The 22,183-nt window shown below is 34.1% G+C and carries 17 protein-coding genes; 10 read left to right on the top strand and 7 right to left on the bottom strand.

What is annotated here, in order from left to right; all coding sequences use genetic code 11:
* The first annotated feature begins 9 nt into the window (after positions 1 to 9).
* Complete coding sequence (glmS, locus tag FGM02_RS04405; RefSeq protein WP_139957099.1) at positions 10 to 1,860, top strand: glutamine--fructose-6-phosphate transaminase (isomerizing); 1,851 nt, start codon at positions 10 to 12, stop codon at positions 1,858 to 1,860.
* Positions 1,861 to 1,951: 91 nt separating this feature from the next.
* On the opposite strand, the gene FGM02_RS04400 is transcribed toward glmS, so the two are convergent.
* A complete protein-coding gene (locus FGM02_RS04400) occupies positions 1,952 to 2,533 on the bottom strand; it encodes a MarC family protein (RefSeq protein WP_139957098.1) in 582 nt (193 codons plus the stop codon).
* Between the two features lie 98 nt (positions 2,534 to 2,631).
* On the opposite strand from FGM02_RS04400, the gene FGM02_RS04395 reads away from it, so the two are divergent.
* The 5 genes from FGM02_RS04395 (at position 2,632) to FGM02_RS04375 (ending at position 7,879) form a co-directional block, all read left to right on the top strand.
* Positions 2,632 to 3,204, top strand: coding sequence for a DUF3109 family protein (locus FGM02_RS04395; protein WP_139957097.1), 573 nt, complete (start codon positions 2,632 to 2,634; stop codon positions 3,202 to 3,204).
* A 375-nt stretch (positions 3,205 to 3,579) separates the two neighbouring features.
* The gene (locus FGM02_RS04390) at positions 3,580 to 4,551 is read left to right on the top strand and encodes a ribonucleotide-diphosphate reductase subunit beta (protein WP_139957096.1); all 972 of its coding nucleotides are present in this window, start codon (positions 3,580 to 3,582) and stop codon (positions 4,549 to 4,551) included.
* A gap of 132 nt (positions 4,552 to 4,683) precedes the next feature.
* Positions 4,684 to 7,098, top strand: coding sequence for a ribonucleoside-diphosphate reductase subunit alpha (locus FGM02_RS04385; RefSeq protein WP_139957095.1), 2,415 nt, complete (start codon positions 4,684 to 4,686; stop codon positions 7,096 to 7,098).
* A gap of 272 nt (positions 7,099 to 7,370) precedes the next feature.
* Entirely contained in the window at positions 7,371 to 7,625 is a 255-nt protein-coding gene (locus tag FGM02_RS04380; protein WP_139957094.1) for a type II toxin-antitoxin system Phd/YefM family antitoxin, read from the top strand.
* Positions 7,622 to 7,879 (top strand): Txe/YoeB family addiction module toxin, encoded by a 258-nt coding sequence (locus FGM02_RS04375; protein WP_139957093.1) that lies wholly within the window; start codon positions 7,622 to 7,624, stop codon positions 7,877 to 7,879. Before FGM02_RS04380 ends, FGM02_RS04375 begins: the two co-directional genes overlap by 4 nt.
* 134 nt (positions 7,880 to 8,013) lie before the next feature.
* Here FGM02_RS04375 and FGM02_RS04370 read toward each other — a convergent pair whose 3' ends face one another.
* Positions 8,014 to 9,234, bottom strand: coding sequence for an OprO/OprP family phosphate-selective porin (locus FGM02_RS04370; protein ID WP_139957092.1), 1,221 nt, complete (start codon positions 9,232 to 9,234; stop codon positions 8,014 to 8,016).
* A gap of 213 nt (positions 9,235 to 9,447) precedes the next feature.
* Here FGM02_RS04370 and FGM02_RS04365 point away from each other — a divergent pair, with 213 nt between their 5' ends.
* The 3 genes from FGM02_RS04365 (at position 9,448) to FGM02_RS04355 (ending at position 14,804) form a co-directional block, all read left to right on the top strand.
* Positions 9,448 to 10,788 carry a deoxyguanosinetriphosphate triphosphohydrolase gene (locus FGM02_RS04365; protein ID WP_139957091.1) on the top strand — a complete coding sequence of 447 codons (1,341 nt, stop codon included), beginning with the start codon at positions 9,448 to 9,450 and terminating at the stop codon, positions 10,786 to 10,788.
* 89 nt (positions 10,789 to 10,877) lie between these two features.
* Positions 10,878 to 13,907, top strand: a complete 3,030-nt coding sequence (locus FGM02_RS04360; protein WP_139957090.1) for a thrombospondin type 3 repeat-containing protein — start codon at positions 10,878 to 10,880, stop codon at positions 13,905 to 13,907.
* A gap of 9 nt (positions 13,908 to 13,916) precedes the next feature.
* The gene (locus FGM02_RS04355; protein WP_139957089.1) at positions 13,917 to 14,804 is read left to right on the top strand and encodes a PorP/SprF family type IX secretion system membrane protein; all 888 of its coding nucleotides are present in this window, start codon (positions 13,917 to 13,919) and stop codon (positions 14,802 to 14,804) included.
* Here FGM02_RS04355 and FGM02_RS04350 read toward each other — a convergent pair.
* Positions 14,801 to 15,742, bottom strand: coding sequence for a DUF3078 domain-containing protein (locus tag FGM02_RS04350; RefSeq protein ID WP_139957088.1), 942 nt, complete (start codon positions 15,740 to 15,742; stop codon positions 14,801 to 14,803). The genes FGM02_RS04355 and FGM02_RS04350 overlap by 4 nt on opposite strands.
* 43 nt (positions 15,743 to 15,785) lie before the next feature.
* Positions 15,786 to 17,570 (bottom strand): 1-deoxy-D-xylulose-5-phosphate synthase, encoded by a 1,785-nt coding sequence (gene dxs / locus FGM02_RS04345; RefSeq protein ID WP_139957087.1) that lies wholly within the window; start codon positions 17,568 to 17,570, stop codon positions 15,786 to 15,788.
* Positions 17,571 to 17,700: 130 nt separating this feature from the next.
* Here dxs and FGM02_RS04340 point away from each other — a divergent pair, with 130 nt between their 5' ends.
* Positions 17,701 to 18,150 carry a nucleoside deaminase gene (locus FGM02_RS04340; protein ID WP_139957086.1) on the top strand — a complete coding sequence of 150 codons (450 nt, stop codon included), beginning with the start codon at positions 17,701 to 17,703 and terminating at the stop codon, positions 18,148 to 18,150.
* A gap of 56 nt (positions 18,151 to 18,206) precedes the next feature.
* Here FGM02_RS04340 and FGM02_RS04335 read toward each other — a convergent pair whose 3' ends face one another.
* Genes FGM02_RS04335 through aspS form a run of 3 tightly spaced genes read right to left on the bottom strand, consistent with a single transcriptional unit; the run spans position 18,207 to position 22,085 of the window.
* Positions 18,207 to 18,464, bottom strand: coding sequence for a hypothetical protein (locus FGM02_RS04335; protein ID WP_139957085.1), 258 nt, complete (start codon positions 18,462 to 18,464; stop codon positions 18,207 to 18,209).
* A 30-nt stretch (positions 18,465 to 18,494) separates the two neighbouring features.
* Entirely contained in the window at positions 18,495 to 20,282 is a 1,788-nt protein-coding gene (locus FGM02_RS04330; RefSeq protein ID WP_139957084.1) for a chloride channel protein, read from the bottom strand.
* Positions 20,283 to 20,327: 45 nt separating this feature from the next.
* Positions 20,328 to 22,085 (bottom strand): aspartate--tRNA ligase, encoded by a 1,758-nt coding sequence (aspS, locus tag FGM02_RS04325; protein WP_139957083.1) that lies wholly within the window; start codon positions 22,083 to 22,085, stop codon positions 20,328 to 20,330.
* Between the last annotated feature and the right edge of the window lie 98 nt (positions 22,086 to 22,183).

Genomic DNA, 22,183 nt, shown 5'->3' with positions numbered 1-22,183 from the left:
CTAATTGTTATGTGTGGAATTACAGGTTATATTGGAAGTAGAGATGCGTATCCAATAGTAATAAAAGGTTTACAAAGATTAGAATATCGTGGCTACGATAGTGCCGGAATCATGGTATATGATGGCGAAAAAGCAAATGTATTTAAGACTAAAGGAAAAGTTGCTGATTTAGAAGCTATCGTAACAGAAGCTAATAAAAAAGGTACTATTAGTATTGGGCATACACGTTGGGCAACTCATGGAGTTCCAAACGATGTGAATTCGCATCCTCATGTGTCTAATTCTGGAAATTTGACAATTGTTCACAATGGTATCATTGAGAATTATGATAAGATAAAGAAAGAATTAGTAACTAGAGGATATATTTTTCATAGTGATACGGATTCTGAGGTTTTGGTAAATCTTATTGAAGAAGTTCAAAAGCAAGAAAAGTGTAAGCTAGCGAAAGCAGTTCAATTAGCATTGAATGATGTTGTTGGAGCGTATGCCATTGCTGTTTTTGATATAAATGACCCTAAAAAAATAATTGCAGCAAAATTAGGGAGTCCTTTAGCTATTGGTATTGGGGAGAATAATGAAGAGTTTTTTATCGCTTCTGATGCTTCTCCATTTATTGAATATACCAAGAACGCAATTTATTTGGAAGACGAAGAATTGGCTGTTATAAAAATAGGAAAAGAGGTAGAAGTTCGAAAAGTGCATGATGATTCAGCGGTAAATCCTGAGGTGCATGCTTTAGATTTAGATCTTTCTCAGATAGAAAAAGAAGGTTTCGATCACTTTATGTTGAAAGAAATTTATGAGCAACCAAAAGCTATAAAAGATACTTATAGAGGTAGGTTGTTGCCTAACGAAGGAATTATTCGCATGGCCGGTGTTGAAGAATATATCGAAAGATTTAAATCTGCCGATAGAATTATTATCATCGCTTGTGGTACGTCTTGGCATGCTGGTTTAGTTGCTGAATATTTGTTTGAAGATATTGCAAGAATTCCAGTGGAAGTTGAGTATGCTTCTGAATTTAGATATAGAAATCCAATCATAACGGAAAGAGATGTGGTGATTGCTATTTCTCAATCTGGTGAAACTGCAGATTCGTTGGCAGCTATTAAAATGGCTAAGGCAAACGGAGCTTATGTGTTTGGTGTTTGTAATGTTGTTGGGTCTTCTATTGCTCGTGAGTCTCATTCTGGAGCTTATACGCATGCTGGACCAGAAATTGGAGTGGCTTCAACAAAGGCATTTACTACACAAATTACTTTGTTAACACTAATTGCATTAAAATTAGGAAAGGAAAAAGGGAAAATTTCAAATTCAGATTTCCATGCTTATTTGCAAAACATGGAGTTGATTCCTTCAAAAGTAGAGAAGTTACTTGAACAGGATGCTAAAATAAAAGAAATTGCTGCCGGCTTTTTAGAAACGCCAAGTTGTTTGTTTTTAGGGAGAGGTTATAATTTTCCAGTAGCTTTAGAAGGTGCTTTGAAATTGAAAGAAATTTCTTACATCCATGCTGAAGGGTATCCTGCTGCAGAAATGAAACATGGTCCTATTGCATTAATTGAAGACGGATATCCTGTTATTGTTATAGCTATCAATAAAGGGCACTATGATAAGGTTGTTAGTAATATACAAGAAATAAAATCTCGTAAAGGGAAAATAATTGCGATTGTTACTGAAGGAGATGTAATTGTGAAAGAAATGGCAGATCATGTCATTGAAATTCCTGAAGTAGATGAGGCTTTGAGTCCTTTGTTAACTACAATTCCATTGCAGTTGTTGTCTTACCATGTTGCTGTGTTAAGAGGGTGTAATGTAGATCAACCTAGAAATTTAGCGAAATCTGTTACTGTAGAATAGTCAGTAATTAATAATATTGTAAGCACCTTTTGATTCTTTGGAATTAAAAGGTGTTTTTTGTTTTAAAGATTTAGTTAAGAGTTTACTTTTGTTAAAATAGTTCCTTTATATTGGCAGTAAATAATTTTACAGCAATGGCTAGTAAGATGACACCAAATATTTTACGAATTATCTTAATGCCGTTTGGTCCTAAAATTTTTTCAATCTTGGTTGAAGTCTTTAGTACAATGTAAATAACAATGACATTAAAAATAACGGCCACAATAATATTTTCTATACGGAATTCTGCTCGTAAAGATAAAAGTGTGGTTAAGCTTCCTGGCCCGGCTATTAGAGGAAAAGCTAGTGGGAATATAGAAGCAGTGGAAGAGGAGGTGTCTTCATCCTCTTTATAAAGAGTAATGCCCAAAATCATTTCTAAAGCAATAAAAAATAAGATAAAGGAACCTGCAACGGCAAATGAATTTACATCAATGCCTATAAATGTTAGAAGGCTTTTTCCTAAAAAAAGAAAAATAACCATAATAACTCCTGATATGATTGCCGCTTTTTCAGATTGAATATGACCTGCTTTTTTGCGTAAGTCAATTACAATGGGAATGTTTCCAATCACATCAATTACGGCAAATAAGACCATAAAAGCGGTAAGTATTTCTTTTAAATTTAATTGCATGCGTTTGTTGTTTATTCTGACATCGAAGTTAGTGAAATTTCTACGAGTGTTTGTTGAAATTTTTGCGAGTAGTCAAATATTTCCATTATTTTTGCTGGATGTTTCAACTAGGAAAAACCATTGTATCGGAAGATATTATCGAAAAAGATTTTGTTTGCAATCTATCAGCTTGTAAAGGAGCTTGCTGTATTGCTGGTGACGCAGGTGCGCCGTTAGAGGAGAATGAACTTCAAATAATGAAAGACATTTATCCAGAGGTAAAACCTTTTTTAAGAAAGGAAGGGATTGATGCTATTGAAAAACAAGGTGTTTACACAACCAATGATTTTGGTGAGCATGAAACGCCTTTGATTAATAATGCCGATTGTGCTTATGTGATTTTTGATGAAAAAAATACCGCACTTTGCGCTATTGAAGAAGCGTATAATAGTGGTTTAATTACTTGGAAAAAACCAGTGTCTTGTCATTTGTATCCTGTCAGAGTTCGAGAGTATACAGAATTTTCTGGAGTGAACTATGATAAATGGGAAATTTGTGATGATGCTTGTAGCTTGGGTAAAGAATTGCAAGTGCCCGTTTATAAATTTGTAAAGCAAGCTTTGATTCGAAAATTTGGCGAAGATTGGTATACTGAGTTGGAAAAAGTAGCCGAAGATCATCTGAAAAAATAAAATTATTCCTTTTTGAAAATTGTTGCAAAATTCTCCATTTTATAAACATAAGTTGCTAGAAAATGTGCTAACTTTTTTGTTTTAGTAATTGTTTTTGTGGGGTGCATTTTTGCGAAAAAATTAAGTGAATCAACAGTCCTAAGCGCATAGCCTTATGCTATGTGTAATCAGGGTTTTAGCGATTTTTAAAATATAAATCACTGTAATAAAGCATGTTATAAAGTGTGTTTTTTGTGGTTTTTAGCCCGAAAAGAGCGTATTGTTAAGAACTTTGCTTTTTTGTGGATAAGTAAGACTTTCATTTAGCAGCAATTTTTACAATCTTTGTGAAGCAGAAAACAACAAATATTTCACACCCTAAAAATACATCCAAAAATGTCCCAAATAGAACCAATTTTACAGCCAAATGACAATAGATTTGTTATTTTTCCAATTCAACACCAAGATATATGGGAATGGTATAAAAAACAAGAAGCGAGTATTTGGACAGCTGAAGAAATTGATTTACATCAAGATGTAACAGACTGGGAGAATAAGTTGAGTAATGATGAAAGATACTTTATCAAACATATTTTAGCATTTTTCGCAGCTTCAGATGGAATTGTAAATGAAAATTTAGCGGAAAATTTTGTAAGTGAAGTACAATATTCTGAAGCAAAATTTTTCTACGGATTCCAAATTATGATGGAGAATATTCATTCAGAAGTATATTCTTTATTGATTGATACTTATGTAAAGAATGAAGCTGAAAAAGATGAGCTTTTTAGAGCTATTGAAGTTTTTCCTGCAATTAAATTAAAAGCAGATTGGGCTTTAAAATGGATCGAGTCTGATTCTTTTGCTGAAAGACTAATTGCCTTTGCTGCTGTTGAAGGGATTTTCTTCTCAGGTAGTTTTTGTTCTATCTTCTGGTTGAAAAAGAGAGGTTTATTGCCAGGATTGACATTTTCAAATGAATTAATTTCAAGAGATGAAGGTTTGCACTGTGACTTCGCAGTTCATCTTCATAACAATCATATTGTTAACAAAGTGCCTAAAGAACGTATCACTGAAATTATTGTGGACGCCTTAGATATAGAACGTGTATTTATTACAGAATCTTTACCTGTTAGTTTAATTGGTATGAATTCAAAATTAATGATACAGTATTTAGAGTATGTAACAGATAGACTTTTAACTGAATTTGGTTGTGATAAAGTGTATAATGTTTCTAACCCATTTGACTTTATGGAAATGATTTCTTTAGAAGGAAAAACAAATTTCTTCGAAAAAAGAGTTTCTGAGTACCAAAAAGCGGGAGTAAAATCTGGCGGTACAGGATCTATTAGCTTTGATGCTGATTTTTAAACGATTAAATAATTTTTAAGGTCTTAAATGATTAAGATCTACTAAGTAAAAGCACTCACGTCAGTTTTAAATTGACTGAAATGGGGACTTTTACCCCCAAATAATACGATTAACCGCAAAACCAGAGAACTTATGTTTGTAGTAAAAAGAGATGGCAAGAAAGAGCCAGTGATGTTTGATAAAATTACCGCGAGGATTAGAAAAATTTGTTATGGATTGAATCCTTTAGTAGATCCTGTAAAAGTTGCCATGCGCGTAATTGAAGGATTGTACGATGGTGTGACAACTTCTGAATTAGATAATTTAGCTTCAGAAATTGCAGCGACTATGACAACTACGCATCCTGACTATGCTAGGTTAGCGGCTCGTATTTCTGTATCAAATTTACACAAAAACACGAAAAAGGTTTTTTCTGAAGTAATGGACGATTTGTATACTTATATAAATCCTCGTACAGGTCAAAAAGCGCCTTTGTTATCGGATGAAGTGTACAATATCATCAAGAAAAATGCAGATTTCTTAGATTCTACACTTATATACAATAGAGATTTTAACTACGATTATTTCGGGTTTAAAACTTTAGAGCGTTCTTATTTGTTAAAATTGAACGGAGAAATAGCAGAACGTCCACAGCACATGTTAATGCGTGTGGCTATTGGAATTCATATGGACGATTTGGATGCGGCTGTTGAAACCTATGAGTTGATGAGTAAAAAATATTTTACACATGCTACACCTACCTTGTTCAACTCTGGAACGCCAAAACCTCAAATGTCTTCTTGTTTCTTATTGCAAATGCAAGACGATAGTATTGATGGTATTTATGATACTTTAAAACAAACAGCTAAAATTTCTCAATCTGCAGGTGGAATTGGTTTGTCTGCTCATAATGTTAGAGCTACAGGTTCTTATATTAGAGGAACAAATGGTACTTCTAATGGAATTATTCCAATGTTAAAAGTATACAATGACACCGCTCGTTACGTAGATCAAGGTGGAGGAAAACGTAAGGGTTCTTTCGCTATTTATTTAGAACCTTGGCATGCTGATGTATTCGACTTTTTAGACTTAAGAAAAAATACAGGAGCTGAAGAAAAACGTGCTCGTGATTTGTTCTTGGCGTTGTGGATGCCAGATTTATTTATGAAACGTGTTGAGCAAGATGGAATTTGGACTTTGATGTGTCCTAACGAATGTCCTGGTTTATTTGACGTTTATGGAGACGAGTTTGAAGAGCTTTACGAAAGCTATGAAGCAAGAAATAAAGGACGTAAAACCATTAAGGCTCGTGATCTTTGGGAGAAAATCTTAGAAGCACAAATTGAAACAGGAAATCCGTATATGTTGTACAAAGATGCGGCTAATAGAAAGTCGAATCAAAAGAATTTAGGAACCATTCGTTCTTCAAATTTATGTACGGAAATTATGGAATATACTGCGAAAGATGAAGTTGCTGTATGTAACCTAGCTTCTATTTCACTTCCTATGTTTGTTTCTGAAGGAGCTGATGGCGTGAAGTATTTCAACCATAAAAAATTATACGATGTTACTAAAAAAGTGATTCGTAATTTAGATACAGTAATTGATCGTAATTACTACCCAGTTAAAGAAGCTGAAAATTCTAACATGCGTCATAGACCTGTTGGATTAGGTGTACAAGGTTTGGCAGATGCTTTTATTTTGTTACGTATGCCTTTTACTTCTGATGAAGCTAAAAAATTGAATCAAGATATTTTTGAAACTTTGTATTTTGCTTCTGTGACTTCTTCTATGGAAGTTGCCAAAGCAAAAGGAACGTATTCTACCTATGAAGGTTCACCAATGTCTCAAGGAGAATTCCAGTTTAATATGTGGGGTGTTTCTGAAGACGATTTAAGTGGAACTTGGGATTGGAAAAAATTACGTAAAGATGTGGCTAAAAATGGAGTGCGTAACTCTTTATTAATGGCACCAATGCCAACAGCATCTACATCTCAAATTCTTGGAAACAATGAAGCTTTTGAACCATATACATCTAATATTTATACACGTAGAGTATTGTCTGGTGAGTTTATCGTTGTAAACAAACACTTGTTGGAAGATTTATTGGCCTTGAACCTATGGGACAATAACATGAAAGAAGATATCATGAGAGCCAATGGTTCTATTCAGCATATTGATATTATTCCTCAAGACTTAAAAGATTTGTACAAAACAGTTTGGGAATTGAGTATGAAAGATATTATTGATATGTCTCGTCAAAGAGGATACTTTATCGATCAGTCTCAATCATTGAACTTGTTTATGGAAGATCCTGATTATTCTAAATTGACATCGATGCATTTCTATGCTTGGAAGTCTGGTTTAAAAACAGGAATGTATTACCTAAGAACTAAATCGGCAGTAAATGCCATTAAGTTCTCTTTATCTAACGATAAAAAAGCAGTATTGAAAGAAGGGGCCGCTGCTGAAGCTGTTCAAGATGCACCCATGTCTGCTGCAGAATTAAAGGAAATGATTCTACAATCTCAAAACAATCCTGATGATTGTGAAATGTGTGGATCGTAACTATAAATTTCATTTGATAGCCTAGTTTGTTGAAGACTACTTAAAAGAAAGCATAAAAAAAAGGAACTCATTTTTGAGTTCCTTTTTTTAGTTGTTAACGCTAATTACAGGCTATGGAAAAGTAATCAGTAATCACTTTTATGGGTAATTTTTTATATGTGAATCCTTGATTAGTATCAGCTTAGGATCATTCTAGTTCATTTAATAAAAGTCAGATAATTTTGTATTATTGTTTTTTGTACGTAATTTTGTACAGAATAAAACACAAAGTTATGATAACTACGACAATAACAGATTTTAGAAAAGACATTAAATCGTATCTAAGCAGAGTCACTGATAATTTTGAAACATTGATTATTAACAGAGGGAAAAACTCTGGTGTGGTTGTCATTTCATTGGAAGAATACAACGCACTAAATACAACGCAACATGAATTGTCATCGGAGAAAAATAGAACGAGACTTGATGCCGCTGTTAAAAAATTTAAGGAGCATAATTCATTTGAAAAAAAGCTTCTTGAAGAATGAAATACGTATTTGTAGATGAATCATGGGAAGATTATCTCTATTGGCAGAAAATTGATAAAAAAATGCTGAAAAGGATTAATTTATTGCTCAAAAATATTTCTAGACAACCTTACGAAGGAGTCGGAAAACCAGAAGCGTTAAAACATAATTACAGAGGGTTTTGGTCAAGAAGAATAGATGGAGAACATCGATTAATTTATCAGGTATCAGAGGATGAAATCAGAATTTTAAAATGTAGATTTCATTATGATTAAAGTTCATGAGTACGAGCACGGAATAACACTCTGAAGAAAATTAGTATTTTGAAGACAACTTAAAAGAAAGCATAAAAAAAGGAACTCATTTTTGAGTTCCTTTTTTTTTTAGGTCTTAAAGTAAAGCTGTTTTGTTAAAAGCCTATTTGAAAACGAACTTGGAATACGTTTAATTTTCCTTGGTTTTCCATCTCCGCCCATACGTGGTTCATCATCACTTTTGTCAACGGATTTAAATACCAATTCAAACCCAATTGTAAATTGTTTTCTTTTCCTCCAGCAATGGCTCCGTCATTTAAGTTTACGGTAGAATATTTTGCAGCGACTTCCCAAGCTCCCGGACTGTTTTTTCCAAAATTACGATTCGGTTTTACAGAGCCTATTCCCGCTAAGGAACTTTTATAGCTTCTTTTTTCTCCTGTTAAGCAATAACTCATTTGTGCATAAAAAGTAGAGAAATTTAAATCTTCTGCTGCAATACCAGTTGTTCTTTTAACATTAGAAACTAAATATTCACTTTGAATATTAAAGGCACCAATACCATATAAGGCTTCTATATTTACCAAATTACTATGGTCAACGTTTTCTATTAACTCTGTATCTACATAGCGTACTTCTGTTAAATTCGATTCTGGTCTAGACCGAAGTTGATAGGTTCCTGAATTTGGCTTTCTATAACTGTAACTTCCACCAATGTGTAAAAATGAATTTTCTGTTTTTATAGGTAGTCCTGTAATTCTTTGAGTAATATTATACCCCTCATTGGCAGCAATATCATTGGCCTTGTTTAAATCGGCATTTCTAAACAATCCAAATTGTGCGGATAGTTTTTTGTTTAAAAAGTCGTTGTTAATCAAAATACCACTGTTAAATATAGGAGCAAAATCTACAGAAAAAGAACGTTCCATAAATAAGGTATGTTTGCTACTGGTAGAAACCTCCAAACGCAAAGGTTCTTTTAGTTGTCCCACTCGTATACTTCCTAAAACAGGAATGTCTTTTACACCAACATACGCACCTCTAAGGCCAACTCTACCATTTTCAAAGGCTACATACAAACCAAAATCTACATTGCCATAAATGGTTCCTGTGTTTGAAAGCCATACACGTCTAAATTGAGTTCCATTTTTGGTCATTAAAGGTGCGGTCGCTTGTTCTAGTTCGTTATTTTGAGAGAAAAAAGCATGGTCGTACTGAATTCTACCGCCAATTTTCACTTTAAAATTGTTGTCAGCCGACTGTAAAGTTAGGCCACTTTTCCAATTTATTTTTGTGGGTTCTTGTTTTTGTTGTGCGTAACTATTTCCAAATAAAATAATTGAAGCGGTAAATAAAATTAATTTTGATAAGCGCATAAGTTGTTCTTTTTGGGGCAAAGATATTTAATTAGATACTTCAGGAACTTGATACTTGTCATGAATTATTATTATCTAAGAAAACGATTTCATAAAACATTTAGCGGCAAAAATAAGATTTATTTATTGGAGTAATTGCACGGGTAAAAAAATATAGAAAGCGCGTAAAATTGTATATTGCCATGCATTAACAAAATAAAAATTTGACCAAGAATGAATTGGGAACAATTACTTTCATTAAGAAGAGCAGGAGATAAAGAGCAACGGTTAAGAAAAGATCAAAATGAAACACGTTTAGGTTTTGAAGTAGATTTTGATCGGATTGTTTTTTCTTCTTCTTTTAGAAGTCTACAAGATAAAACACAGGTAATTCCGCTTTCTCAAACCGATTTTGTGCATACTCGTTTAACGCATAGTATGGAAGTCTCTGTGGTAGGTAGGTCTCTGGGAAGAATTGTAGGTCAAAAAATTATTGAAAAGTATCCAAATTTAAAAAACTTAGGCTATACGTTTAACGATTTTGGTGCTATTGTGGCGGCAGCTGCTTTGTCGCATGATATCGGAAATCCTCCTTTTGGTCATAGTGGAGAAAAAGCAATTGGCGAGTATTTTAAATCAGGAAAGGGATTGCAGTTTAAAGAGAATTTAACGGCTAAAGAATGGCAAGATTTTATTGATTTTGAAGGAAATGCCAACGGTTTTAAAATTTTAACAGAAGGAAATCATGGTACAACAAGTGGTTTAAGATTGTCTTATGCTACTTTGGGCGCATTTATGAAATACCCAAAAGAATCGCTTCCTAAAAAACCAACTCCTCATATTGTCGATAAGAAATTTGGTTTTTTTCAAGGTGAAAAAGATTTTTTTAAAGAAGTTGCTTCTGATCTAGGTTTAAAACCGATGAGAACAGGAGAAGATATTGCTTTTAACCGTCATCCTTTGTCGTTTTTAGTGGAAGCTGCTGATGATATTTGTTATACAATTATCGATTTTGAAGATGGAATTAATTTAGGTTTGATTGAAGAAGAATTTGCTTTGGAATACCTGATCAAATTGGTTAAAAATACAATCGACACTAAAAAATACCATACGCTTAAAACAAAAACTGACCGTGTTAGCTATTTAAGAGCCTTGGCTATTGGTACATTAATTAATGAGGCGGCTGATGTTTTCTTAAAAAATGAAGCAGCTATTTTGTCGGGTGACTATGGAATTGCTTTGCTAGATAAATGTGCATATGAAGCACAGATAAATGATATTATTCAAATTAGTATCGCTAAAATATACAACAGCCAAACCGTTGTTGAAAAAGAAGTAGCGGGTTATAAAATTATTGCCGACTTGCTAGATGTTTTTATCAATGCTGTAAATAATAAATACACAAACAACGCTTCTAATTACGACAAGTTGATTTTTAAATTATTGCCAGACAATTGTATCAATGATAGGGCCAGTTTGTATCAAAGAATTATGATGGTTTGCGGGCATGTGGCAAGTATGTCGGATAGCTATGCCATTCTTACTCATAAAAAAATTAATGGGTTTATGATGTAGTGTTTCCGTCTCTTTTTTAGAAAATTAAAGGGAAATAGTGTCGTAGGGAAAAAGGATTGTATATTGTGAGGTAAAGTCATTTAAAGTTTATGAAAAAAATAGTAGTTGTTGTTCTTGCCTTGCTAGTGCTTTTAGTTGTTAAAATATATACCACTTCTTCTAAAACTACAATACTTGAACTTAGAAATAAACACATGACTTTCTTAAAAAATAGTCCTGTAAAAGAGGTTTTAAAGCTTAGCAAAAAAGAGCGTAGAAGTAAAGGCCTACCACCAAATAAATATTACGAGCGTCAGTGGGAATTGACCTTAAATCCTGAAACCGGAAAGCCCGAGCCTGAAAAGACCTTGCAATTACAAAAAGAACTTCGTAAAAAAAGAAAAGGCTTGCAAGAGAAAACTCCTGGCGACTCTAAAGCAAATTCTTGGGTAGAAAGAGGTCCGAATAATGTTGGAGGTAGAACACGTAGTTTATTATTTGATCCGAATGATCCAACTGGAAAACGTGTTTTTGCTGGTGGTGTTAGTGGAGGTTTATGGGTCAATGAAGACATTACAAATACAACATCTAAATGGACACGCATCATCAATGTGCCGAGTAATATGTCGGTTAATTGCATGACGGTTGATCCAAATGATTCTAAAATATTTTATTTAGGAACGGGCGAACTTTATACACAAGGGGCTGTAACCGGAAACGGCGTATACAAATCTGTAGATGGAGGTGTTAATTGGTCACGTGTTTTTGGAGCAGATTATGGAACGGTTTCAGGAGGTGCAACTCAGAAAATAGTAGAAGGCGAATATTTTATTCAAGATATTATTGCCTGGAATAACAGTAATAAAACGGAAGTTTTTATAGCTGTAGGTGCTTCTTTTTGGCAGTATGGTGGTGCTATAACAACATTTTTAGGAGAGCCTACGGATTATGGTGTTTATAAAACAACCAACGGAGGAACTAGTTGGTCAAAACCTACTATACCTTTGTTTAATGATCGTCCGCAACAGCCAAATGATTTTGAGATTGGAGCAGACAATAAAATATGGCTAAGTACTACAAGTAATTATTTTGGAGAACTTGGAGGTGGGATTCTAAGCTCTACAAATGGAAGTAATTTTACAGAAGTTACAAGAATTGCAGATGCTATAAGAACTGAAATTGAAGTTTCTGAAACGGATAGCAATAAGTTGTATGTATTGGCACAAACTACAGAAAACAAACCGATCATTTATAGCACTAGCAATGGCTTTCAAACAGATCCTACTGAATTAAGTCTGCCAAATGATTCTGATGATGGAATTGAAGCAGATGATTTTACAAGAAATCAGTCGTTTTATAATTTAATGATAGAATGTGACCCAACAAATGATGCGATTGTCTATGTTGGCGGAATCAATTTGTTTCGTTCTTCGAATAATGGAACTAGTTGGTCACAAATTTCGAAAAGAAACAGCAATGTTTCTGGAAATTTTTCAGAAGTACATGCCGATCAGCATGCTATGGTTTTTAGACCTGTCAATAGCAATCAAGCCATTTTCGGAAATGATGGAGGTGTCTACTATGCGTCTTCCTTAAACAATGCCGCAACAAGTGCAACGGTGTTTACGCATATGGTATCCGACTATAATGTAACCCAGTTTTATACGGCTGCTATTGCTCCAAGTGTTGCTGAAGAATATTTTATGGGAGGTACGCAGGACAATGGGACGCCGTATTTTGCAAACTCTACTAGTGCTAGTTCAGTAGATATTAGTGGAGGAGATGGAGCTGCCTGTTTTGTAGATCAAGTAGGAGAAGATTTTTTGATTGTGTCTTATGTTTATAATGATGCCATACGTCTTTATGATTTCGCAAAAGAAGATTGGCGAACGATTAATGAAGATGAGGAATCGGATGGTGATTTTATCAATCAGGCCGACCTAGATTCAAATTTAGATTTGTTATACACCAATGGTTCTGATTTTGAAAACGAAATTTATCGTTTGTATCGTTATTCTAATTTAAAAACAATTTCAGCAAACGGTTCGGCTACCAAAGCAACGCTAACAGATGCGTTGTTAAAAGCAGCGCCTACGGCCATCAAAGTTTCGCCCTATACCACCACCAGTACAAAAATGTTGGTAGGAACTGAGGCAGGAGATTTGTTTATCATAACAAACGCAAATGGGAATAATGCCAGTTGGACAAAAATTACAGGATCCGAGTTTTTAGGAAGTATTTCTGATGTGGAATTTGGAGCTGATGAAAATGAAATTTTTGTAAGTTTTCATAATTACGGTGTCGTTAGTATCTGGTATTCTAATGATGCGGGTAGTTCATGGCAAAATAAAGAAGGAGATTTCCCAGACATTCCAGTCAAAGCGATACTTAGCAATCCAGAAGTTGCTCAAGAAGTTATTATAGCAACAGAATTAGGAGTTTGGAAAACAGGAAACTGGGATAGTGATACACCTAATTGGGTGCAAACATACAATGGTATGAGTGACGTAAAAGTGAACGATTTACAACTTCGAAAAGAAGACAATACCGTTTTAGCGGCTACTTTTGGAAGAGGCTTGTATACAGGCTTATTTGCTTCAAATGCGGGTGATACCGATAATGATGGGATTTTAAATACGGTTGATAATTGTGTGTTTATTGCAAATGAAAATCAAGAGGATAACGACAATGATGGCGCTGGAGATGTTTGCGATGATGACGATGATAATGATGGGGTTTTAGACAGTGTTGATAATTGTCCAATGACAAGTAACCCCAAACAAATTGATGTTGATGAGGATGGAATTGGTGATGTTTGTGATGATGTTATAGATACAGTAATTGAGATGGCCAAAGGTTTTTCTCCTAATGGCGATGGGGTGAATGATACTTGGCAAAACACGAAAATTGCTCAAATGTTTGGAGAGAATATGTTACAAATTTTAGATAAATCGGGCAATTTACTTTATAAAGGAGACCCTTTTACGGATGGCACTGGTTGGGATGGATTTGCCAATGTTGGGACGGCTAAAAAATTAACAGTAGGTTCCTATGTTTATGTAATTCATTCAAAAAATCCTGTAGCCACTTATTATCCTGAAGTGTTTCAAGAAAAAGGATGGTTGTATATTAAGTACTAAAAAGTTATAATGAAAAAATATAAATTACTTCTCGCAGTATTCATGTGTTCTTTGGGCGCAATAGCGCAAGAAACGGCACCTAGTTTTTTGTCGTATAAATACAATATGAATATTTTAAATCCGGCCTATGCAGGAGCAGGTGAGACTGCTGAATTAAATATCGGATTTAGAAAAGCCTCTTTGGGTTTACAGGATGATCCGGTAACACAAATGCTGTCGTATTCTAAAGCTTTAAAAAATAATTTAGGAATTGGATTGTCTGTGGTAAATGATAAAATTCATGTTGTAAAACAAACGGATGTTGCCATTGATATCAGTTATAAATTGCAATTGAATAGAACAGATAATTTGTTTTTTGGGATGAAAGTTGGGGGGGCAATGCATGCTATTGATTTTAATTCTTTGGGTATTGAAAATGACAATGTATTCGGTGAAAACGTAAGTGAATTCAATCCATTGGTAGGTTTTGGAGCTTATTTAAAAGGAGAACGCTATTCTATCCATCTATCTACGCCAAACTTATTGTTAAGCGGTGTGCAGAAGCCTTTGTTGGATGAAGCCGGAAATTCTTCATCTACCGTGAAAGAAAAATTACATGTGTATCTCGGAGGAGATTATCGATTTGCGATTAATAGAAATGTTGATTTTATTCCTTCTGTTTTTGCAAGAATTGTGGAAGGTATAGATCCAATGATTGATATGGCAGCAACGGTGGCTTTTATGAATAAGATGGAAGCAGGAATTACCTATAGAGTAGATACTTCAATAATAGGTTCTGTGTTTTTTAAGCTGCTAGATAATACGCATTTTGGTTACGCCTATGAATATGCAACTTCAGACTTTAGCAATGTGTCAAACGGCACACATGAATTTGTATTGCGATTCAAATTCAACTAAAAAGAATAGGTAAGTCCGACCCCTAATAATTGTTTTAACTGAATTTTTGGGGAAGAAGTTTCTTCGTCTTTTACATCATCATCATAAAGAATATGGGTACCCACATTGGCTTTTACATATTTGTTTACTTTTAAATCGAAGCGAAGTTCCCAATCAAAATCAACATTACCATATTTGTTTAGGTAATCAGAATACAAAACAAGTTTGTTGTTCATCAGTACATTGTCCATAATGTCTTTGGTCCATTCACCAGTCAATAAAGTTCCAAATTCAATTTTAGAGTTTCTTCCTTCTTTGACCAAAACGTCATCTTCATACACAGCTTTTTCAACACCAAATGCTCCAGAGTTTGCTAGTCGTTGGTTGAAAACTAAAGTGGTTTTATTGGTAATGGGTGAGATATAAACTTTGTACTTTTTCTTTTTATTGGTGTATTGAGAACCTACACCCAAAAATATATAGGCTGGTGAAAAGAATTTTGAAATGGCATCTCCTTTTTCGGTTCCTTTGTATTTGTAACCATTGGCAAATTGGGTTCTGAAATTAAAACGGGCCGAATTGTACCAAGAAGATTTTTCACTTCTTCTATGTCCAAAATTGGATGTAATTTCAAGAAGGTCATCCGTTTTTCTAACACCATTTCCTTCTTTTTTATTCAGTCCATAACGACCTCTAATTCGATTGTCCCAAAAAACTCCTTTGCTTTTGTAGTTGTATTCAACTTCTGCATTGGCAATACCTGCTACTGAATTATCACCCCCAGAATTCCAGTTAACAAATGCAGTTTGTGTTAATATCAATCCTATGTTTTTCTTTAAAGCCCACTGACTTACAGAAATTACGTCTTGAGATTTTTGTGAAATTGAATCTACTTCAACAGAAGCGAACATAAATACGGGGAAACTAATGATAAGGAAAGTAAAAAAGATATGTTTCATAAGATTTTAAAAGTTTTATTTATCAAAAAAAATGCCAAAAAAATTATAATTTTTCTTGAATCCTTTTTTTTAGGGAAGCTTTGTCTAAATAGAGGCTTTTATTTAATTCTTCAACAGTACCATGTTCAACAAATTGATCGGGAATACCAATCAATTCTATACTTGTTTTGCTGAACTTTTTCTCTTGAAAAAATTCTAGAATAGCACTTCCAAATCCACCCTTGATTGCATTTTCTTCTACGGTAATTATTTGTTCAAATTTTCCGCCTATTTCTAGTAACAATTTTTCGTCTAATGGTTTTACAAATAATAAATTGTAATGCGCTATTTTTTCTTTTTCTGAAGTCGTAAATTCTTGTAGGATTTCTTCAATAGTATTTCCGACAGCTCCAATAGAAAGTATCGCCAAAGAAGAGCCTTCTTTCAAAATACGTCCTTTTCCAAAGGAAATTTTTTGCATCTTTTTTTTCCAATCTGCTGAAGTTGCCTTGCCTCTAGGATAGCGAATTACGATTGGGTTTTTTAAAGTGCCTAATTGAACGGTATATAACATATTTCTTAAATCTGCCTCGTTCATCGGTGCAAAAATAGTCAGGTTGGGTATGCAGCGTAAAAAGCTAATGTCAAAAACTCCATGGTGTGTTGCACCATCTTCGCCTACCAAGCCGGCTCTGTCTAAACAAAATATAACTGGTAAATTTTGAATGGCGACATCATGTATAATTTGATCATAGGCTCTTTGTATAAACGTTGAGTAAATCGTACAATAAGGAATCATGCCTTGGCTTGCCATTCCTGCTGCTAATGTTACGGCATGCTGTTCTGCAATTCCTACATCAAAAGCCCTTTCAGGAAATGCCTCAATCATGTATTTTAAAGAACTACCGGTTGGCATGGCCGGAGTAATTCCGATAATGTTTTTATTATTTTTGGCTAATTCTACCAAGGTATGACCAAATACATCCTGGTATTTTGGGGGTTCATTGGACGTATCTTTGGCTTTAATTTCTCCGGTTTTTTTATCAAAAGTACCGGGTGCATGATAGGTAACCTGTTCCTGTTCTGCTTTTTTTAGCCCCTTGCCTTTGGTTGTAATGATATGCAGAAACTTAGGCCCTTTTATTTTTTGCAGCCGTTTCAGTTCTTTTAGAATACTCGGTAAATCATGCCCATCTATTGGGCCTGTATAATTAAAGTTTAGGGCTTCAATCATATTGCTCTGTTTCGGTTTGTAACCGACCTTGGCTTTCATTAAATATTCTTTTAAAGCGCCAACACTAGGGTCAATTCCTATGGCATTGTCGTTTAAAATAACTAATAAATTGGCATTGGTTACCCCTGCGTGATTTAAGCCTTCAAAGGCCATTCCTGACGCAATGGAAGCATCTCCAATTACGGCAATATGTTGTTTTTCTGTTTCTCCTTTTATTTGTGAAGCCATAGCCATTCCTAAAGCGGCAGAAATAGAAGTTGATGAATGTCCTGTTCCAAAAGCATCATATAGGCTTTCTTTCATTTTTGGAAAACCACTAATACCTCGGAATTGTCGGTTGGTGTGAAATGCCTTTCTTCTTCCTGTTAAAATTTTATGGGCATAGGCTTGGTGACCAACATCCCAAATCAATGAATCTTCTGGAGTGTTAAAAACATAATGTAAGGCAATAGTTAATTCAATAACGCCTAAACTAGCACCCAAATGTCCTGCTTTGGTGGCTAAAATAGAAATGATAAAATCTCGAAGTTCAGCTGCCAATTCAGGAAGCTGCTCTTCCTTGATTTTTTTTAAATCTTCAGGACTATTAATATGTTTTAACAAGGGGTGTTTCACGGGGCAAAATTACAATTTTACTAGCAAGTATTTAGTATGCTTGTGCTAGATTTTTTTTGAGGAAAAATTAGCTCTTTATGTTTTTAGTTTTTGATAATTTACCAAAAAACAATTATTCTATATTTGCAGTATGATAAATCCATTTGACGATACTTATTTTATGCAACGTGCCTTACAAGAAGCTCAAATAGCTTTTGAAAAAGGAGAAGTTCCTGTAGGAGCCGTTGTGGTAATGAATGAAAAAATTATTGCGAGAGGTTATAATTTAACGGAGACTTTAAATGATGTAACTGCCCATGCAGAAATGCAGGCTTTTACGGCAGCTTCTGACTTTTTAGGTGGAAAATATTTGAAAGATTGTACCCTTTATGTAACTCTAGAACCATGTCAAATGTGTGCTGGGGCTAGTTATTGGACGCAAATTGGAAGAATTGTTTTTGGAGCTTCAGATATACAACGTGGATTTGAACATTACAAAACAACCTTACATCCTAAAACAAAAGTAACAAAAGGGATTCTTGCAGAAGAATGTGGTAGTTTAATGAAGCGGTTTTTTATAGAAAAAAGAAATTTAAATTAATTTTTTTGAATATTGACCAGTCAAATTTTTAGTAGCTTATTCTCACTTCTCACTTCTCACTTCTCACCTTCGTTTTCATTGTCGGCTAAATTGCTTGAAGATTCAGGTCCTTGCATATTCTTAAAAGAATATTTGGTCAAATCTTTTCCTTTATATCTATGGTACACAAATAAAGGAAGTAGAATAAAAGCCAATGTCAATACGCCAATACCCATATATTTTTCTGATGTATGATCATTGATTTGTTGTAAATAAATTCCAGTTCCTAAAAAGCCAAGAACAATAAACAAGATTATTTTTATAAGTGTTTTCATTATTTTTTCAATTTATCTAACATCTAGAATTTAGTTCGTAACTTCAATTAATTTTCTACGGTAAGCCGATAATAAACGTGACTTAGAAATAAAACCAGCATACTTTCCATTCTTAACAACAGGCAAGTTCCAAGCACTACTGTCTTGAAATTTTTTCATTATTTTTTTCATGGTGTCTTTTTCGTAGTCAATAACTTCTGGAGAATTGTGCATTAAGTCTCCAACAGAAATGGTATCGTACAATGTTTGGTCGAACATAATTCCACGAATATCATCTAATAACAATACGCCTAAGTATTCATTGTTTTCATTTACCACAGGGAAATTGTTTCTAGACGATTTAGCAACGGCTTCTTTGGCAATATAACCAAGCTTCATTTCAGGAGTTAATGATATAAAATTGGTTTCAATGACCTTATCAATGTCCATTAGCATGAGCACATTTTTATCTTTATCATGTGTCATCAATTCTCCTTTTTTAGCCAATTCAGCAGCATAAATATTAAAAGGAATGTATTTTTTCGCAATTAAATAAGAGATGGCTGCAGTAATCATTAAAGGAATAAACAACTCATGACCACTGGTAATTTCTGCAATTAAGAAAATAGCTGTTAATGGCGCATGAAGAACACCTGCCATTAGACCTGCCATACCTACAAGAGCAAAATTACTTTGGGATAGTGGGCTAGCCGAAAGTCCTAAGGTATTGCAAAACAAAGCAAACACATAACCGGTAATACTTCCTGTAAAAAGAGAGGGTGCAAATACGCCCCCAACACCTCCGGCACCAAAAGTAATAGAAGTGGCAATCACTTTAAACAAAACCAAACCTATTAAAAACATAATAATAATCCAATTGTTGTCGGTAATAACATGAAATATATTCTGATTGAAAACTTGACTTACATTTTCATTCAGTAAATTATTGATCGTTTTAAAACCTTCGCCAAAAAGAGGGGGAATAAAATAAACGATAACTCCTAATCCAAGTCCGCCAATAAGCAGTCTTTTATAAGGGTTTGCAAATTTTGAAAAGAAATCGCTGATGGCGAAATAAACTTTGCTAAAATATACAGAAATCAATCCACAACTTACACCTAGTACTGCATAAAAACCAGTATCAATTAATTCAAATTTATCTTTCAATTGAAAGTGTAAAAGTGAATCATCACCCAAGAAAAAATAAGACGTTAAAATAGCCGAAATCGATGCCAATAATAAAGGAACTAGCGAGACTAATGTAAGATCTAAACTAAATATTTCAACAGCAAAAACAATTGCAGCAATGGGTGCTTTAAAGATGGAAGACATGGCTGCTGCAGCCGCCGCTCCAATTAACAAAGTTCTAGAGGTTTGATTTAGATGAAAAAGTCTAGAAATATTAGATCCAATAGCAGCACTGGTTGCAACAGTAGGTCCTTCCAATCCAACAGATCCTCCAAAACCAACCGTAACAGGAGCAGTTAAAACAGAGCTGTACATTTTATAACGAGCCATGATTCCTTTTCTTTTAGAAATGGCATGTAGCGTAGAGGGGATTCCGTGAGAAACTTTTCTTTTAACAATGTACTTAATTATAATTAAGGTTAGGAAAAGTCCAATAATTGGAAATATAAAATAGAAAGCTTCGTGGTATTTTTTTATAAAACCATGCCTCAATCCTTCTTGAATTAGATGTGTTAAGTTTTTTAAAGTAACCGCTGCTAATCCTGAAAGTAATCCAATTAGAATACTAACTAAATAAATAAATTGCTGATTGGAAATGTGTTTGTATTTCCAAATTAGAAATTTTGTAATTAAGTTTTTCTTTTGTGGCATTTTTATAAAGATAAAAAAATCCCGCTGATAAGCGGGATTGAAAAATTATGCTTTCGTTATATTCAATTGTAAATTTAATTCCGATAGCTGTGCATCATCTAAATTTGCAGGCGCGTCAATCATGACATCTCTTCCTGAATTATTTTTAGGAAAGGCAATGAAATCTCTAATGGTTTCTTTACCTGCTAAAATAGCAACCAATCTATCTAGTCCGAAAGCCAAACCACCATGAGGAGGTGCTCCGTATTCAAAAGCATCCATTAGGAAACCAAATTGTGCTTTTGCATCTTCTTCTGAAAAACCTAAATGTTTCAACATTACTGCTTGTGTAGCTTTGTCGTGGATACGAATAGATCCTCCGCCTATTTCGTTTCCATTTAAGACTAAGTCATAGGCATTTGCTTTTACCGCTCCTGGATCGGTATCTAGTAATTCCATTTGTCCTGGTTTTGGCGAGGTAAATGGATGGTGCATAGCATGGTAATGACCTGTTTCTTCATCCAATTCTAATAAAGGGAAGTCGATCACCCATAATGGTGCAAATTCGTTGGGTTTACGTAAATTCAAACGTTCTGCCAATTCCATACGTAAAGCACTTAATTGCGCACGTACTTTGTTAGTAATACCTGAAAGTACGCAAATTAAATCTCCAGGTTTAGCCCCTGTTTTTTCTGCCCATTTTGCTAAATCTTCTTGGTCGTAAAATTTATCTACAGAAGATTTATAAGTTCCATCTTCATTGCATTTTACATACACCATTCCTAAAGCACCCACTTGAGGACGACGTACCCAATCTACTAATTTGTCAATTTCTTTTCTTGTATAAGAAGCTCCTCCTGGTACGGCAATACCAACGACCAATTCTGCTTCATCAAAAATCTTGAAGTTTCTATGTTTTACTACGTCGTTCAATTCGCCAAACTCCATTCCAAAACGAATATCTGGTTTGTCGTTACCATAAGTTTTCATGGCATGGTCGAAAGTCATTCTTGGAAAATCTCCAATTTCTACATTGTTTACTTTCTTTAATAAATGACGGGTCAGCCCTTCAAAAATAGTTAAAATATCTTCTTGCTCAACAAAGGCCATTTCACAGTCAATTTGTGTGAATTCAGGTTGTCTGTCGGCACGTAAATCTTCATCTCTAAAACATTTTACAATCTGAAAATATTTATCCATTCCACCAACCATCAAGAGTTGTTTGAAAGTTTGAGGAGATTGTGGCAACGCGTAAAACTGTCCTTCATTCATACGAGAAGGTACAACAAAATCACGTGCTCCTTCTGGTGTAGATTTAATTAAATAAGGAGTTTCTACTTCTATAAAATCTTCATTTGATAAGAAATTACGAACCTCTTGACTTACTTTATGTCTGAAAATTAAACTTTCTTTTACCGGATTTCTTCGAATATCTAAATAACGATATTTCATTCTTAATTCTTCACCACCATCCGTTTCGTCTTCAATCGTAAATGGAGGTACCAAAGCAGCGTTTAAAATTTCAAGTGATGTTACTAAAATTTCTATTTCTCCTGTTGGAATTTTATTGTTTTTTGATTGACGTTCGATCACTGTTCCTTTTACCTGAATTACAAATTCACGTCCTAAGGTTTTTGCTTTTTCAATGACAGCTTTGTCTGTACGATCTTCATCAAAAATTAATTGCGTAATTCCGTAACGATCACGTAAATCTACCCAAATCATGAATCCTTTATCTCTGGTTTTTTGTACCCAACCGGCTAAAGTAACTTCTTGACCATTATTTTCGATTCTTAACTCTCCGTTCGTATGACTTCTATGCATTGTAATTGTATTTGTTAGAAGCGTTTTGCTTCTTTAAAATTGTGTGTGCAAATTTAAGGATTTACTATAAATAAGTTCTAGATTATTAATTGTTTTTA

This window comes from Flavicella sediminum, from assembly GCF_006381105.1.
In the GTDB taxonomy this organism is placed as follows: Bacteria; Bacteroidota; Bacteroidia; order Flavobacteriales; family Flavobacteriaceae; genus Flavicella; species Flavicella sediminum.
Note: the sequence above shows the minus strand (reverse complement) of the source record. Positions and strands in the feature narration are given on the sequence as shown.

Bases quoted from the DNA above. Each gene is read 5' to 3' on its own strand.
- FGM02_RS04385 (WP_139957095.1), top strand. From the start codon at position 4,684: ATGTTTGTAGTAAAAAGAGATGGCAAGAAAGAGCCAGTGATGTTTGAT.
- FGM02_RS04355 (WP_139957089.1), top strand. From the start codon at position 13,917: ATGAAAAAATATAAATTACTTCTCGCAGTATTCATGTGTTCTTTGGGC.
- FGM02_RS04395 (WP_139957097.1), top strand. From the start codon at position 2,632: ATGTTTCAACTAGGAAAAACCATTGTATCGGAAGATATTATCGAAAAA.
- FGM02_RS04370 (WP_139957092.1), bottom strand. From the start codon at position 9,234: ATGCGCTTATCAAAATTAATTTTATTTACCGCTTCAATTATTTTATTT.
- FGM02_RS04350 (WP_139957088.1), bottom strand. From the start codon at position 15,742: ATGAAACATATCTTTTTTACTTTCCTTATCATTAGTTTCCCCGTATTT.
- FGM02_RS04365 (WP_139957091.1), top strand. From the start codon at position 9,448: ATGAATTGGGAACAATTACTTTCATTAAGAAGAGCAGGAGATAAAGAG.
- FGM02_RS04340 (WP_139957086.1), top strand. From the start codon at position 17,701: ATGATAAATCCATTTGACGATACTTATTTTATGCAACGTGCCTTACAA.
- FGM02_RS04375 (WP_139957093.1), top strand. From the start codon at position 7,622: ATGAAATACGTATTTGTAGATGAATCATGGGAAGATTATCTCTATTGG.
- FGM02_RS04390 (WP_139957096.1), top strand. From the start codon at position 3,580: ATGTCCCAAATAGAACCAATTTTACAGCCAAATGACAATAGATTTGTT.
- FGM02_RS04330 (WP_139957084.1), bottom strand. From the start codon at position 20,282: ATGCCACAAAAGAAAAACTTAATTACAAAATTTCTAATTTGGAAATAC.
- FGM02_RS04380 (WP_139957094.1), top strand. From the start codon at position 7,371: ATGATAACTACGACAATAACAGATTTTAGAAAAGACATTAAATCGTAT.
- FGM02_RS04400 (WP_139957098.1), bottom strand. From the start codon at position 2,533: ATGCAATTAAATTTAAAAGAAATACTTACCGCTTTTATGGTCTTATTT.
- glmS (WP_139957099.1), top strand. From the start codon at position 10: ATGTGTGGAATTACAGGTTATATTGGAAGTAGAGATGCGTATCCAATA.
- FGM02_RS04335 (WP_139957085.1), bottom strand. From the start codon at position 18,464: ATGAAAACACTTATAAAAATAATCTTGTTTATTGTTCTTGGCTTTTTA.
- FGM02_RS04360 (WP_139957090.1), top strand. From the start codon at position 10,878: ATGAAAAAAATAGTAGTTGTTGTTCTTGCCTTGCTAGTGCTTTTAGTT.
- aspS (WP_139957083.1), bottom strand. From the start codon at position 22,085: ATGCATAGAAGTCATACGAACGGAGAGTTAAGAATCGAAAATAATGGT.